The organism is Candidatus Caccoplasma merdavium (genome assembly GCA_018715595.1).
GTDB lineage: Bacteria > Bacteroidota > Bacteroidia > Bacteroidales > UBA11471 > Caccoplasma > Caccoplasma merdavium.
The window spans coordinates 34,911-50,253 of the sequence record DVLI01000022.1; the positions used below are offsets into that span (position 1 = coordinate 34,911).

Annotated in this window: 11 protein-coding genes; 4 read left to right on the forward strand and 7 right to left on the reverse strand. The window is 53.3% G+C overall.

From position 1 onward, the window contains the following. Positions 1 to 6: 6 nt before the first annotated feature. Positions 7 to 2,217 carry a glycoside hydrolase family 3 C-terminal domain-containing protein gene (locus IAD09_07645; protein ID HIT82092.1) on the forward strand — a complete coding sequence of 737 codons (2,211 nt, stop codon included), beginning with the start codon at positions 7 to 9 and terminating at the stop codon, positions 2,215 to 2,217. 275 nt (positions 2,218 to 2,492) lie between these two features. Here IAD09_07645 and IAD09_07650 read toward each other — a convergent pair whose 3' ends face one another. Together IAD09_07650 and IAD09_07655 are read right to left on the reverse strand one after the other, a co-directional pair. Then, positions 2,493 to 5,552 (reverse strand): Por secretion system protein, encoded by a 3,060-nt coding sequence (locus tag IAD09_07650; protein ID HIT82093.1) that lies wholly within the window; start codon positions 5,550 to 5,552, stop codon positions 2,493 to 2,495. A gap of 260 nt (positions 5,553 to 5,812) precedes the next feature. Next, positions 5,813 to 8,920: a T9SS type A sorting domain-containing protein gene (locus IAD09_07655; protein ID HIT82094.1), complete on the reverse strand. Its 3,108-nt coding sequence runs from the start codon at positions 8,918 to 8,920 to the stop codon at positions 5,813 to 5,815. Positions 8,921 to 9,106: 186 nt separating this feature from the next. Here IAD09_07655 and ruvX point away from each other — a divergent pair, with 186 nt between their 5' ends. Genes ruvX through ettA form a run of 3 tightly spaced genes read left to right on the forward strand, consistent with a single transcriptional unit; the run spans position 9,107 to position 11,811 of the window. Next, positions 9,107 to 9,535 carry a Holliday junction resolvase RuvX gene (gene ruvX / locus IAD09_07660; GenBank protein ID HIT82095.1) on the forward strand — a complete coding sequence of 143 codons (429 nt, stop codon included), beginning with the start codon at positions 9,107 to 9,109 and terminating at the stop codon, positions 9,533 to 9,535. After that, complete coding sequence (locus IAD09_07665; GenBank protein HIT82096.1) at positions 9,532 to 10,095, forward strand: peptide deformylase; 564 nt, start codon at positions 9,532 to 9,534, stop codon at positions 10,093 to 10,095. Before ruvX ends, IAD09_07665 begins: the two co-directional genes overlap by 4 nt. 30 nt (positions 10,096 to 10,125) lie before the next feature. After that, a complete protein-coding gene (gene ettA, locus IAD09_07670; GenBank protein HIT82097.1) occupies positions 10,126 to 11,811 on the forward strand; it encodes an energy-dependent translational throttle protein EttA in 1,686 nt (561 codons plus the stop codon). Positions 11,812 to 11,892: 81 nt separating this feature from the next. On the opposite strand, the gene IAD09_07675 is transcribed toward ettA, so the two are convergent. The 5 genes from IAD09_07675 to IAD09_07695 all read right to left on the reverse strand — a co-directional run bounded on the left by IAD09_07675 (position 11,893) and on the right by IAD09_07695 (position 15,339). Continuing rightward, a complete protein-coding gene (locus IAD09_07675; protein ID HIT82098.1) occupies positions 11,893 to 12,117 on the reverse strand; it encodes a hypothetical protein in 225 nt (74 codons plus the stop codon). 4 nt (positions 12,118 to 12,121) lie between these two features. Next, positions 12,122 to 12,451: a hypothetical protein gene (locus IAD09_07680; protein HIT82099.1), complete on the reverse strand. Its 330-nt coding sequence runs from the start codon at positions 12,449 to 12,451 to the stop codon at positions 12,122 to 12,124. Positions 12,452 to 12,617: 166 nt separating this feature from the next. Then, positions 12,618 to 13,478, reverse strand: coding sequence for a PepSY-like domain-containing protein (locus tag IAD09_07685; protein ID HIT82100.1), 861 nt, complete (start codon positions 13,476 to 13,478; stop codon positions 12,618 to 12,620). 22 nt (positions 13,479 to 13,500) lie between these two features. Beyond that, complete coding sequence (locus IAD09_07690) at positions 13,501 to 13,941, reverse strand: PepSY-like domain-containing protein (protein ID HIT82101.1); 441 nt, start codon at positions 13,939 to 13,941, stop codon at positions 13,501 to 13,503. A 126-nt stretch (positions 13,942 to 14,067) separates the two neighbouring features. After that, positions 14,068 to 15,339, reverse strand: coding sequence for a HAMP domain-containing histidine kinase (locus tag IAD09_07695; protein ID HIT82102.1), 1,272 nt, complete (start codon positions 15,337 to 15,339; stop codon positions 14,068 to 14,070). Positions 15,340 to 15,343 lie beyond the last annotated feature (4 nt).

Below are 15,343 nucleotides of genomic sequence, written 5' to 3' on the forward strand. Positions count from 1 at the left end.
TTTATCATGAAAAAACTGTTTCTTTTCACCCTTTCGTTGTTCTCGGCGGTGGCGGTGGCTCAGAACCGGCAGCCGCTCTATCTCGACGAAAGCCAACCCATCGAAGTGCGTGTGCAAGACGCCTTGTCGCGCATGACCCTCGAAGAGAAAGTCAAGTTGTGCACGGCACAAAGTAAATTCAGTTCGCACGGTGTGCCCCGACTCGGCATTCCCGAGATATGGATGAGCGACGGCCCCCACGGGGTGCGCGAAGAGATACAGTGGGACAGTTGGGGAAATGCCGGCTTTACCAATGACTCCTGCACGGCCTTCCCGGCCTTGACCTGCCTGGCTGCCACTTGGAACCCCGAGATGTCGGCTCTTTATGGCAAGAACATCGGCGAAGAGGCCCGTTATCGCGAGAAAGACATTCTCTTGGGACCCGGCTGCAACATCTACCGCACTCCGCTCAACGGCCGCAACTTCGAATATTTGGGCGAAGACCCCTGTTTGGCCTCGGTGATGGTTGTGCCTTATGTGCAGGAGTTGCAGAAAAACGGCGTGGCGGCTTGTGTGAAGCACTTTGCCCTCAACAACCAGGAGAAATGGCGCGGTCACATCGATGTGGAACTGAGCGACAGGGCTTTGTATGAAATATATCTGCCGGCCTTCAAGGCCGCCGTGCAGGAAGGTGGTGCATGGAGCATCATGGGCTCATACAACAAAGTGCGTGGTGAGCATGCCTGCCACAACGACTTGCTGCTCAATCGCATACTCAAAGGCGAATGGGCCTTCGACGGTTGTGTCGTGACCGACTGGGGCGGAGCCCACGATACCCGCGAGGCGGTTTTCAACGGCCTCGACATCGAGATGGGAACCTATACCGACGGTCTCACCTCGGGTCGCAATTTTGCCTACGACAATTATTATTTGGCACGCAACTATTTGGCAGGCTTGCAATCGGGTGCCTATCCGGTTTCGACGGTCGATGACAAGGCCGCCCGCATCTTGCGTCTGATATTCCGCACGGCCATGAACCGCAATCGTCCGTGGGGCTCCTTTGCTTCCGAAGCCCATTTCGACGCGGCGCGTCAAATCGGTACCGAAGGAATCGTGCTTCTGAAAAACGACCCGGTGAAGCGGCAACAGCCGGCACTTCTTCCCATTGACCCTTCGCGGTATGAAAAGATTTTGGTGGTTGGTGACAACGCCACACGCCGGCTCACCGAGGGCGGCGGCTCGTCGGAGTTGAAAGTGAAACACGAAATTTCGCCCCTGCAAGGTCTTGCCGAACGCTATGGCGACAAGATTGTCTACACGCAGGGATATGCCGCCGGCCGTCCCCGCTATGGCAAGGTCGACAAGCCGCGTGTCGATACCGACTCGCTCTACCGCAAGGCTGTCGAGTTGGCTGCCGATGCCGATTTGGTGATTTTTGTCGGGGGTCTCAACAAAAACCACGAACAGGATTGTGAGGCCGGAGACCGGGTACAATATAGTTTGCCGTTCGGTCAGGACCGTCTCATTCCCGAACTGGCCAAGGTCAATCCCAACCTCGTGCTGGTGCTCATCAGCGGAAATGCCGTGGAGATGAAGTGGGTCGATGAGATTCCCGCCATCGTGCAAGCGTGGTATCTCGGCTCCGAAGCCGGCCATGCCCTTGCCGACGTGTTGAGCGGCACGGTGAATCCCAGCGGAAAACTCCCGATTTCGTTCCCGGTGAAGTTGACCGACAATGGGGCGCACTCTTTCGATGCCCTTTGTTACCCCGGCGATAGCCTGCATGTGGTTTACAAGGAGGATATTCTTGTCGGGTACCGCTGGCACGACACGAAAAAAATTCCGGCACTCTTCTCCTTCGGCCATGGATTGAGTTATACCACTTTTACATACGGCAAAGCCGCTCTCTCGTCGACAGACATGACGGCCGACGGCTCGATAACGGTTACCGTCCCGGTGAAGAATACCGGCAGTCTGCCCGGTAAAGAGGTGGTGCAACTCTATGTCGGTGATAACAAGTCGTCGTTGCCCCGTCCGCAAAAGGAGTTGAAAGCCTTCGACAAAATAGCCTTGAATCCCGGCGAGGAGAAAACCGTCACGTTCACGATTACGGCCGACGACCTCAAATATTTCGACGATGCCCGTCATGAATGGGTGGCCGAGCCCGGCAAATTCACCCTTTATATCGGTTCCTCATCGACCGATATACGCACCAAAGGGTCGTTTACGTTGAAATAAAACATGCTCTAAAACAAAAAGAATCCCGACCCTCGCAGGGCCGGGATTTTTTTGTTCCGGCATATTATGCCATGAATGGTGGAATTAGTTCGCTCTATATCTCGGGTTGTAACGTGTCGGAGTCTTTATACGGCTTGTTGTCCTGGCCGTGAATGTTACCGAGGGAAAAATGATGAACCGTTTGTCGATTTGTTGGTGAACCGTGCGGGTCGAAAATAAGAATCCCCCGATTGTGAGGGCGGGGGATTCTTGCAGAAAGAAGGATCTGGGATTGTCTATTGCTTGAAGAGTTTGTAGCTTTCGACCGAGTTGCCGTTGGCGATGCGCAAGATGTATGCGCCCTGCGGCAGTCCGTCGAAACCTCCGATGATGAGTCTCGGCAGCCCGTTGAGGTGATATTCCCGTTCAAATACGACACTACCGGCATTGTTGCACAGCGTGATGGTGGTTGCACCAATCAGGTCGCCGTTGAAGTCGATTTGCACTTCATGGGTGAAGTGGGTGGGATATACTTTCATGCCGTTGTTGCCGACTTCGATGTTGTTGATTCCGGCGGTGGGGTCGTTGTAATACTCCTTTACTTGGCGCTCGTTCATGGCTCCGGTCGAGATGCGGAGTTCGTCCATCATGCCGCGGAAGGGGAGATATGTCCCATTTTCTTCCCGGTTGCCGATGGTAATGGACGATATTTCGATATTCCCGCATTTATCATCGGTTTGAGCCCGACGTTCGCCGTTGAGGTACAAATTGAGTTTTCCCTCTTCACGGTCTCTGATGCAGATAAGTTGGTTCCAGTCGTTATTGAACAAGTTGGGCATGATGCGTACCGATAGCTGGCTTTCATTTGTACCGTCACATATGGTGAACCGTAACAGATTATCTCCTTCGATGCGGATATATGAGCCATTGTCCCCTTCGATGTCCAGCAAGCATTGATTGGCTTTCTCGCCTTTCACCCACAGGGCGATGGTGAAAGATTGGTCGGCCAAGGTATTGAGTTCGGCGTATGTCGGTTGTACGAGTCGGCTCGATTCGGCCGTGATGGCCGACCAGTCAATGGCGTTGCCGATGTAGCCGTTGCCCCACCCGGGTGTGAACCCCTCGGCTGTGGCCTGACCGTAAACGGTGTTGGCAGCCGACGTCCCCACTGTTTCATCGAAGTGATATTGGGCTACGGTCGTTATCTTGTCTTCGCCGATTATGTCGAAGGTAATGGTCTCGGACGGGTTGTTTACGGGATTGCCATAGGTGCTCAGTTCGATGGTATATTTCCCGGCTACGGTCGGGGTGCCGAAGAACGATATGGTGTGGCTGGCTTCGTCGTATGTCGAAGATATGCCGGCCGGAAGCTTGCCGTTGAGTTCCACGCCGTCGCAACGGTCCCACCGGAATGTGAGGGTGTCGATGGGCATATAGATGCCTACTGTCTGTTCGCGTTCGCCACGGCTTATTTTCGAGAGTCGGGCATACTCTATTTCACCGTCGCCGATGTAATAGCTCAGGTGGGGTGGTTGGTTATAAGCCACATTTTGCCAGGCGATGCCCATGCGGTACACATGGTCGTGCATAAGGGTGGGTATGCGGTACTCGGTGGGCGTGGTTGTGGTAAATATCACCAACGAGGCCGAATCGTTCCGGCTCCACAGAATAATTTCTTCCCGCCAGTCTCCCAGCAAATCGGCTTGGAGACATGGGGTCGCTTTGGTGCTGTTGCATGAAGCCGTCCATTCATATCCCGAAAGTTCGAGCAAAGTCGAGGCTTTTTTCCTGTCGGGATCCCATTTTGTTATGGTTGTATTTTCATATAATTCGTCTTGGAGGTCATCGTCCCAATATATGCGGAAGTTCATGGCCGGCCGGCTGCCACCTATCGAATTGCCTTTGCAATCGCGTACGCCGCATTCGCTTGTCCAAAACTCGACACCGCGGTAGTTGGGGTCGATATCGCCTGCTCCGCCACGACCTACATCTTTACCGGCATATTGGCCGAAGATGATTTCGCCTGTTCCGGCTCGATGGAGGTCCATGCCATATTTTGCTGTCGACTCTTCATGTGGTGTAAAAAGTTCGAGACCGGGCAGGTCGGGGTCAAAATCGGTAAGGTGTATGGCATCGCCATGTCCCAGTCCCGTGCGATAGAGCAACGTGCCGTCTTGGTCGATGGCACAAGACCCGTAGACGATTTCGTCGCAACCATCTTGGTCGACGTCGCCCACCGAAAGGTTATGATTCCCTTGTCCATAGGCCCCTTGCCCGGGAGATTTGGAGTCGTGCAGCCACAGTTGGGTCAGCTCTTTCCCGTCGAAGTTGTAGGCGGCCAGTGCGGTACGTTCGTAGTAACCGCGGCACATGACGAGGCTGGGGCGCAGGCCGTCGAGGTAGGCGATGCAGGCCAGGTAGCGCTCCGAGCGGTTGCCATAGCTGTCGCCTCCCCACGAAGTCACACTTCCGCGCGGAGGGTCATAGGAGACGGAGGTTATTTCGGCTCCGGTCTCGCCGTTGAAGACCGTGAGGTATTCTGTGCCGGTGATGACCATGCCTCGCGAGTTGCGGAAGTCGAGGTCTTCGGTGTCGTCGCCCATGAGCACGGCTTTCCCTTGCCCGTCGATGGTGCCGGGAGCGGTTTTACAAGCCACTTCGGCTTTCCCGTCGCCGTCGAGGTCATAGACCATGAATTGGGTATAGTGGGCCCCTGCGCGGATATTCCGACCCAGGTTGATGCGCCACAGTTGCGTGCCGTCCATTTTGTAGCAATCGAGATATACTTCGCCGGTGTAGCCGTAGAATGAATTATCCCGTGAGTTGCTGGGATCCCATTTGACAATGATTTCATATTCACCGTCTCCATCGACATCGCCTGCGCTACAATCATTGGGGGTGTAAGAATAGAATTGGCCGTTGGGATAATTCTCTTCATTGCCACTATTGGTCACGGTATAAGGTGGTGTGACACCCGAGGGCGGATGTTGCAGTTTTATTTTTTTATAGAAAGTGTCCCATACGCCGGTTTCTTCCGATGCGTCGGTCTCACTGCCATAATCGACCCGCTTTACGACATAGGTCGAGGAGAGCGTACCGCCGGCGTCGACATAATTGGTCGATGTAGTGATGGGTTCGCTGTTGAGCTTTTCGCCATCGCGATAGATGTTGAAAGCGGCCGAGGGACTGTCGGTCCCGAGGTAACGCCAGCTGACAAACACTCCGCTACTGGTCTTCACGGCCACGACACCGCGATTAAGAACTTCCTGTTGAGGCATTTGCGCGCCGATGGGTTGCCATGCCGCCATCAAAAGGAAAGAGAGAAGGATTTTTATCCTCAATCGTGTTTTTTTCATGAATACAGAGTTTTATGTTTGATGTATAGTGTGATGGATAAACAATCTTTCATATTCGACAGGTTTTCTCGATGGGGCAAGAAAACGGTGTCGAAACTACCTTTGTGTTTTTCCCGGCCGGGAAGGGCAATTCTTTTTTGTAAGGACTTTCGCGGTAGTTATGGGCAAAGATAATGTTTTTTCTGTTTTACAACCGTTATGAAAAAATAAAAAAGCTCTGCCCGTTGGGGGCAGAGCTTTGAGTTTCAGGAAGCGTGGAATTATTCTTTGATGAGTTTGCGCGAGAAGGTTCCCTCCGAGGTGGTGATGGTCAGTGTGTAGTAGCCTTGCGGCAACTCGTTGAGACCACTGATGTTGAGCGGTGTTGCACCTTCGATGAGGAGGCTGCGGTTGTAGACAACCGAACCGCTGGCTCCATAGAGGGTAAATTCTACCACTTCGTTCGATACGCCGTTGAGGGTGACGGTCACTTCGTCGTTGAAGACGGTCGGGAAGACGTTGATACGTTCGGTAACACTCATGACGGTCGTTTCGTCGATGCCGGTAGGACGTTGCTCTTCATAGAGTCTCTTCACTTTGGGTGCGCTCAGGGCTCCGGTGTAGATGACCAGTTCGTCGATGGCGCCTTGGAACGGCGTGTTGAAGTTGACGTTGCAGTTGCCGATGACCATGTCTTCGGTTTCGAAGATGTCGCCCGTGGCATCATCTTTGGTTCCGACAAGCGCACCGTCGATATACATGGTGATGACTTTGTTGGCCGAGTCGCGCACGCAGGTAAGGAAGTGCCAGTTGTTGTCGAAGTAGTCCGAAGCCGGTACGTCGAGGTTGGTCTTGGTGGTGTTATCGTCGATACCGAAGGTGAGGTTGTTGTTCTTGTATTGGATACCAATCCATTTACCGGTAGCCGTGGCAACAGCGCCGGCCGTGTGGCTTCCTTTGTGGAAGAGGTACCAGTCGATGCCGCTGGCTCCCGCCGACTTGAACCACAAGGCGATGGAGAAGGAGCCTTTGCTCATCGAGAGGGCATCGTAGTGAGGCTGTACCATGTAACCGCTTTGGCCTTCGAACGAGATGGCATTGCCCGATACGCCGCTTACCCATGCAGGGTTGAGGTTGCTGGCTGAGGCTTCGCCCGAGATTTCGTTTTTGGCTGTCGTGCCGGTGGTCTCGTCGAAATGGAAATTGGCTACTTCGGTGAGGACTTCGGCTGCGCGTACCGTGATGGTTCCCGGCAGTGAGATGTCGGTGGTACCGCCTTGTGTGGTGATGGCGTATTTGAATTCTCCAATCTCTTCGGGTATGCCGCTGATGGTTATGGTCGATTTCTCTTTGTCGATGCTGGCTGTAACGCCCGAGGGCAGGTTGCCTTCGACAGCTACGTTCTCGGCATTGAACCACATGTATTGAATTTCGGCAATCGGTTCTTCAATTTCGACATTCTGTACCAGATTTCCTTCTCCGATTTTAGAGAGGCGGGCAGCTGTCGGGTCGGTACCGTCGCCGATGTAATAGCCCAGGTGGGGAGGTTGGTTGTAGGCCACGTTCTGCCAGGCAACACCCATGCGGTAAACGTGATCCTGCATCGGGGTCACCATGCGGTAGTCCGAGGCGTATGTCGTGGTGAATACGACCAGTGACGAGCTGGTCGAGCTATTCCACAGAATTACCTCTTCGCGCCAGTCGCCGAAGAGGTCGGCTTGCAGGCAAGGGGTCTTTTTGGTGCTGTTGCACGACGATGCGCCGGCGTAGTTATAAAGCGTGAAGATGCGGTTGGCTTTTCCCGTGGCGGCGTCCCATTTGTCGATGCGGTCGCCGTCGAGAAGTTCGTCTTGCAAGTCGCCGTCCCAGTAAATGCGGAAGTTGGCCGAGGGACGGTTTTTGGTATAAAGTACGTTACCGTGGCAATCGTAGATGTTGCCGTTGGCCGTCGACCAAAATTCAAAACCGCGGCTGGTCGGGTCGATGTCGGCGGCGATGCCACGGCCCACGTCGCTGCCGGTATATTCGCCGTAGATGATTTTACCCGTTCCGGCTTCGTGAATGTCAAAGCCGTATTGTGCCGATTTGTCTTCGTGAGGGGTAAACAGCTCGAGCCCGTCGAGGTCGGGGTCGAGGTCGGAGAGGTGTATGGCGTCACCGTGACCCATGCCGGTGCGGTACATCAATGTTCCGTCGTGGTCGATGGCACAAGCACCGTAGACGATTTCGTCGTACCCGTCGTCATCGACATCACCCACCGAGAGGTTGTGGTTGCCCTGTCCGTAGGCACCTTTTCCGTTGGTCGCCGAGTCGTGTATCCAGCGTTGGGTGAGGTTGGTGCCGTCGAAGTCATAAGCTACGAGTACGGCGCGGGTGTAATATCCGCGGCACATGACGAGGCTCGGGTGAATGCCGTCGAGGTAAGCGATGCAGGCCAGGAAACGGTCTACCCGGTTGCCGTAACTGTCGCCCCACGAGCTTACGCTTCCGCGGGGAGGGTTGTAAGAGACGGTAGCCATTTCGGCTCCCGTTTCACCGTTGAACACGGTGAGGTATTCCGGGCCTGAAAGGATATATCCCGACGAGTTGCGATAGTCTTTGCCGGGGTCGTCGTTGCCCATGAGCACATGTTTGCCTGTTCCGTCGATGGTGCCGGGGGCTGTCTTGCAGGCTACCTCGGCCTTGCCGTCACCGTCGAGGTCATAGACCATGAATTGGGTATAGTGGGCTCCGGCGCGGATATTTTGACCCAAATCGATGCGCCACAGTTTGGTCCCGTCGAGTTTATAGCAATCGAGGATTACATTACCTGTGTAACCGGCTATGGAGTTGTCTTGTGAGTTCGAGGGGTCCCACTTCACGATGATTTCATATTCGCCGTCGCCGTCGACATCACCGGCGCTGCAATCGTTGGGAGAGTAGGTGTAGTTTTCACCGTTGGGGAAACTTACGGTTTCTTTGTTGCGGGTACAGGTATAAGGTGGCGTTACTCCGGCAGCAGGACGGTCGAGGGGTATCTCCTTGTAGATGGTGGGCCAAATCTCTTCGACCGTGTTGCTCTCGGCAACTTGTCCGTTGACCAGTGTCTCGACAACGTATTTCGAAGAGGTGGTGCCCTCGGTATCGGTGAAGTTGGTCACCGTGGTGAGAGGAGTGGGGGTAAGGAGCGTCCCGTCACGATAGACGTTGAATGCGGTGGTTTTGTCATCGGTGTCGAGGAAACGCCAGCTGAGGAAGATGCCGGCCTTTTTCTGGCCTTCGCTCGTCGACATGTTCACAGCTACGACACCACGTCCGAGTTTCTCGGTCTGTGCCACTTGTGCCGTTCCCCAAGTAGGAATCGACAACGATAGCATGCACAAATACAGGAAGATGTAGTATTTTTTCATGGCAAAATGTTTTTACGCTGCAAAGATATAAGATGCTGGTAGTTCGGTGGCTGAAATTTTTGATACTGTTACTGTCTTTTTTGTTTCTTGACCGATTGTCGAAGTCTTTGGTTTTCGGCGATAAACCATATTCCCGACCCTCAGAATACAAGGTTGTTGCAAAAATTCTTATCTTTGTCCCTCATTATGGCTCGCATCATGTCGATAGATTTCGGACGCAAGCGCACGGGCATAGCTGTCACCGATACCTTGCAGTTGATTGCTAACGGATTATGTACGGTAGCAACCCACGAAGCATTATCGTTTATTCTCGATTATGTGCGGCGGGAGCCGGTCGAGCGCATTGTCGTGGGGTTGCCTCGGCGGCTCGACAACACGCCGTCGGAAAGCATGACTTACATCAAGCCTTTCGTGGCCAAGTTGCACAAGGCCCTGCCCGAGATGCCCATCGAGTTTTTCGACGAGCGCTTCACTTCGGCATTGGCGCATCGGGCCATGATCGACGGCGGATTGAAGCAGAAGGCTCGTCGCGACAAGGCTTTGGTCGATGAAATCAGTGCGACCATAATCTTGCAAGATTATATGGAAAGTAAATCTTTTAAAGACAAATTATGATATTACCTATTTACCTCTACGGGCAGCCGGTGTTGCGTAAGGTTGCCACCGACATCACGCCCGATTATCCCGGCCTGAAAAAACTTGTCGACGACATGTTCGAGACGATGGACAGTGCCGAAGGTGTAGGACTGGCCGCTCCGCAAATCGGCCTCGACATACGGGTGCTGGTCATCAACCTCGACCCCCTGTCCGATACATGGCCCGAATACAAGAACTACCGCAAGGCGATGATCAATGCCCACATCATAGCCACCGAAGGCGAGACCATCTCCCGCGAAGAAGGTTGCCTGAGCCTGCCCGGAATCCATGAGCCGGTCGTGCGTCAGGAAAAACTCTCCATACGCTATTGCGACGAGAACTTTGTCGAGCATACCGAAGTCTTTGAAGGCTATGTGGCCCGCGTTATCCAGCACGAGTATGACCATCTCGACGGCAAACTCTTCATCGACTATCTCTCGCCGATTCGCAAGCAACTCATCAAATCGAAACTCAATAACATCATTCGGGGAAAAGCCTATTGCGACTATCGCACCAAAGCTGTCAGCTCCAAACGCTGAAAACTCCGATACGAAACAAGAACCACATTTATGGCAGACGACAAGAAAATTATCTTCTCGATGGTGGGGGTAAGCAAAATCTATCCCCCTCAGAAACAGGTATTGAAAGACATCTACCTCTCGTTCTTTTACGGAGCAAAAATAGGTATCATCGGTCTCAACGGAGCCGGAAAGTCGACTTTGCTCAAAATCATCGCCGGTCTCGACAACTCCTATCAGGGCGAAGTCGTTTTCTCTCCCGGTTACAGTGTGGGCTATCTCGAACAAGACCCGAAACTCGACCCCGAGAAAACCGTCAAGGAGGTGGTGCAAGAAGGCGTACAGCCTGTGCTCGACCTCTTGGCCGAGTATGAAGCGGTGAACATGAAATTCGGCGACCCCGAAGTGCTCGACGACCCCGATAAGATGGACGCCCTCATGGCGCGTCAGGCCGAGCTTCAAGACAAAATCGACGCCTGGGATGCCTGGAACATCGACAACAAGCTCGAACGGGCCATGGACGCCTTGCGCTGTCCGCCCGAAGAGCAGCAAATCAAATTCCTCTCCGGTGGCGAACGCCGCCGCGTGGCCCTTTGCCGCCTGCTCTTGCAGCAACCCGACATCTTGCTGCTCGACGAGCCCACCAACCACCTCGATGCCGAGTCGATCGATTGGCTCGAACAGCACTTGCAGCAATACGCCGGGACGGTCATCGCCATCACCCACGACCGATACTTCCTCGACCATGTGGCCGGCTGGATTCTCGAACTCGATCGCGGAGAGGGTATTCCCTGGAAGGGCAACTACACCTCGTGGCTCGAACAGAAGACCAAACGCATGGAGATGGAAGAGAAACAGGCCAGCAAGCGTCGCAAAACACTCGAACGCGAATTGGAGTGGGTGCGCATGGCTCCCAAGGCCCGTCAGGCCAAAGGAAAGGCTCGTCTCAATTCCTACGACAAACTCTTGAACGAAGACCAGAAGGCGCGTGAGGAAAAACTCGAAATCTATATTCCCAACGGCCCGCGATTGGGCAACAAAGTCATCGAGGCCAAAGGCGTGGCCAAAGCCTATGGCGACAAACTTCTCTTCGACAACCTCAATTTCATGTTGCCCCCCAACGGCATTGTCGGCGTGATAGGTCCCAACGGTGCCGGGAAAACTACCCTCTTCCGCCTCATCATGGGACAGGAGAAGGCCGACAAAGGAACTTTCGAGGTGGGCGAGACCGTGAAGATTGCCTATGTCGACCAGACCCACAAGGCCATCGACCCCGAGAAGTCGGTCTACCAGGTCGTTTCGGGCGGCCAGGAAACCTTCCGCATGGGCGGTCGAGAGATGAATGCCCGCGCTTATCTCTCGCGGTTCAACTTCACCGGAGCCGACCAGGAAAAGAAGTGCGGCGTCCTTTCGGGCGGAGAGCGCAACCGCCTGCATCTGGCCCTGGCGCTCAAAGAAGAAGGGAATGTGCTGTTGCTCGACGAGCCGACCAACGATATCGACGTCAATACCCTGCGTGCCCTGGAAGAGGGTCTTGAAAACTTCGCCGGCTGTGCCGTCGTCGTATCGCACGACCGTTGGTTCCTCGACCGCATCTGCACCCACATTCTGGCTTTCGAAGGGAATTCCGAGGTTTTCTTCTTCGAGGGTTCCTATACCGAATACGAAGAGAACAAGCGCAAGCGTCTCGGCGACGTTGAGCCGCATCGTCCCCGTTATCGCAAACTCATGGAGTAAGCTACACCGGACGGATTCTGTAAAAATAGCAACGCCGTTTCTCCGACAGGGAAACGGCGTTGCCGGTATAGGGGCAAGGGATTATTTGATGTATCCGTGTTTTTGCAATAAGGCATCGGCGCGGGTTTCGTATTCTTGTTTTGTCATCACGATGACGGCGGCCTCCTTCGAGGTTATGGGGCCGTAAGGGGTGTGTGCGTTGTTGCGTGGGAAGCAGTCGATACCGGCATCGAGCAGTATCGATTCGAGCAGTTGGCATTCCCACAAGTCGCCGCGATACACGTCGATGATTTTTCCTCCTTCCATGAGGTTACAACTCTTCGAGCAGTTTATCGATGTCTTCCTGGTCGAAGAGTACAAACACATGCCCCAGCAAGCCGATGCTGGCCAACTGTTTCTCCCCTTCGTACTCGATGTATCCGGCCGAAGCGAAGAAGAAATTTTTGCCCGATACCACCTCGTCGGCCACGGCATCGAGCACATAGCCGCCCAGCATCGAGATGAGCAGGTTGTCGCTTTGGTTGAGCGACTCTTTGAGTATCTCTTTCATCGCCTCGCGGTGGTCTTCGGTCGAGGGACAACTGAGAATCAGCGTCAATGCCAATACGGCGACAACGCCCAGTGCAATCCATTTTTTCATGTCGGAGTAAAATTAAATCTTTCAAAGATAATGCTTTTTGTTTTGAAACCCCCAATCCGTGTTCCCAAAAAACAAGTTGTCGCTCTTTTTCCCGCGCTGACGGTATGCAGGAAAAAGAGACCCGCCACGATTGGCGGGTCTCTTTGCGGTGAATGAGATGCGATACTCAAAGAATGTTTCCTCGCATATCGATGCCGACATTTATTTCACGACCGTTGTTTTCGAGTTCGAAGAGGTAATGCTCCCCACTTTCGGTTTCGATGTGGTAAACGTCATCGATGAGATAGCCGGCGTATATTGAATTGTCGAGGGCTTGTTGCACGGTTGCGGGGATATTTCGCAACGTCGTTTCGGTCTCGGTGCGTATCCACACGTTCGAGGTGTCGAATATCACTTCGCGACACACATTCCCGTCGATGATTTCGACCTCGGTCCGTCGGCTTTCGACATCGATTTCGAGAATGCGGGCTCCCGGGTAGCGGTTTTCGATAAAGGCTCTGAGGCTCTCGTTGAGCGATGACGTGATGAGGTCGCCGTAGTCGTTGTCATTGTCGGCATCGGTCAGTGCCTTGATGAGGATACCGTCGGCCGAATAGTAGAGGTCGACATCGGTGTCGTTTCCCGCGGAGCGGCTCTCGGCTTCGATGACATAGAGGGTCTCGTAGTTTTCCCGTTCTATCATGTCGACGTCATCGACCACCCATTCGGCATAAGCACTTTGTTGATAGGCCGTTTTTACGGCTTCGGGCAAAGACGAGAAGGGTATGTCGGTCTCGGTCATGTACCATCGTCCGCTGCGGTCGAACCAGGCTGAGTGTTCAACCTCTCTCCCCGATGAGGGGGCATTGAAGTCGGCAACAATGTAGCCGTTTTTTATCTCCCAGGAGATGCTTTTGGCCGATGGATACATGCTTTTCAGCGTGTTTCTTGCTTCGTCGGTGGTGAGTTGGCCGTTCTCTTCCTTGTCGCAACTGCAAAGTATCGGCAAGGTGCAGAGGGCAAAGGTGATGTAAAGGAGGGGTTTCATGGCTTGGGGGATTAGGTGGTGGTTAGTCGTCGATTTCGATAAGGTTGAAGTTGAGGTCGAACGTCAGTTCGAGACGGTTGGTCAGTTTCACTTCATAGTCGCGTTTGTCGCGGTCTATTTTCACAATCGAGGCTTCGGGCCAGTTTTGTTTTACATAGGAGGCAATCTGGGCAGGAACGATGGCGGCGGGAACGGTGCTGTACTTGCAATCGATTTCTTTCCAGTCGCCGTTTTTGTAGAATTCGATTTTTGCGCTGCTGGTGAAGACCACTTCATAGGTGCTTTCGAGGAATTCCCGTTCGTATTTGGCGTAGGCCACTTTTTCATTGGGGAAGTGTTGCTTGATGAAGGTCTGTGCATTTTGCGGCAGTTGGTTGACGGTAATCATGCGGTCGTTGTCGGCTTTGGCGGTGATTGTACCCAAAGAGAACAAGATGGCGGCAAGAATCATTAACTTTTTCATAATGGTTGGTTTTAAGAGGTTGGACATGTGTTCTTGTTGTTTTCTGATACAAATGTCTAACCCGATTTTGAAATGAATTTGAAATAATCGACTTTTTCGAGAAAAAATCGAAATTTTTTTTTCGGTTTATGGCCAAGTTACCGAAAAACAGTGGCGGCCGTTGTCGAATCGGTATTCGAGTCCCAGATGGTAATATTTGCAGACTGCCTTTACAAGCGCGAGACCGAGGCCGGTCGATCCTTCTTTCTTTTCCCCTTGGAAGAAACGGTCGAAGATGCGGTCGGCGTCGAGCGGTTGGGACCCGTCGTTGCTGACCGAGAGTTTGCGCGGCCGTACGATGATGGCGATTTTGCTGCCGGGCTCGGAGTGCACGAAGGCGTTCTTCAACAGGTTGTTGGTGAGTGTCGATGCCAGTGATTCATTCATTTCCACCGTGAAATCTTCCTGAATGTCCGTTTCGCAGGAAAGTCCGCGGTCGGCATATATCTCATTATATAGTTCGGCTTGCTCTTCGATGAAAGAGCCCAAAGCAATGGGGCGGCTTTCGGGAAATTGCCCGTTTTCGATTTTGGTGAGCAGTAGCAGCGTCTTGTTCAGGCGCACGATGTGGCTGAGCGAACGTTGCATTTTGAGCAATTCTTCGGCTTGCATCTCGTTGGGTTCGGTTTTGTCGAGCATCCATTCGATGCGAGAACCGAGAACGGCGAGCGGGGTCTGCAACTCATGCGAGGCGTTGCCGATGAATTGTTTCTGTTGCTCGACGACATTTTCGACCCGGTCTACGGCCTCCTGCGCTGCGGTATTGAGTTTCGAAAATTCCTTGATTCGGGTATTGTTGGGGACCCGGCTGTTTTTCTGTCCCGGCCGGTAGTGGTCGAGCCATTGCAAGAGTTCATACAAGGGTCGCATACTGCGATGGAAGACCCACATCGTAAGTATAAGCGTGGTGGTGAGCAGCAACAGATAGAGAATTACGACCCAGAAAAAAATGGCACGGAGCAAATCTTCTTTTTCAAAAGTGGGCGTGGCCACTTTCAGTTCGTAATAGTTCCCGCCGGCATCTTGGAAAATGGTCGTGAGAATGCGTGCCGGTTCGGTCTCTTCCTTTTCGGGAATATACACTTCGGCGTCGTAATAGTTGATGCGGGGGTGGGTGTCGACATAAAATTCATCGACGGGCACAATCGAGTAGCTGTTGTTCGACCCGCTGTTGAGTGGCGGAAGTTCTCGGCCGGCCAGCATGCGTATGATAATCATCTCGGAGTAGTCTTCGAGAGTGTCGTCGGCTTCGTCGTTGATTTCGTCGACCATCGTGATATAAAACAGTACGGCCCATAAGGCCATCAGGGGAAGCAGGAAAATCGAAAGTCGCAGTGCGACGCGGTAGATTAGTTTCATGGCG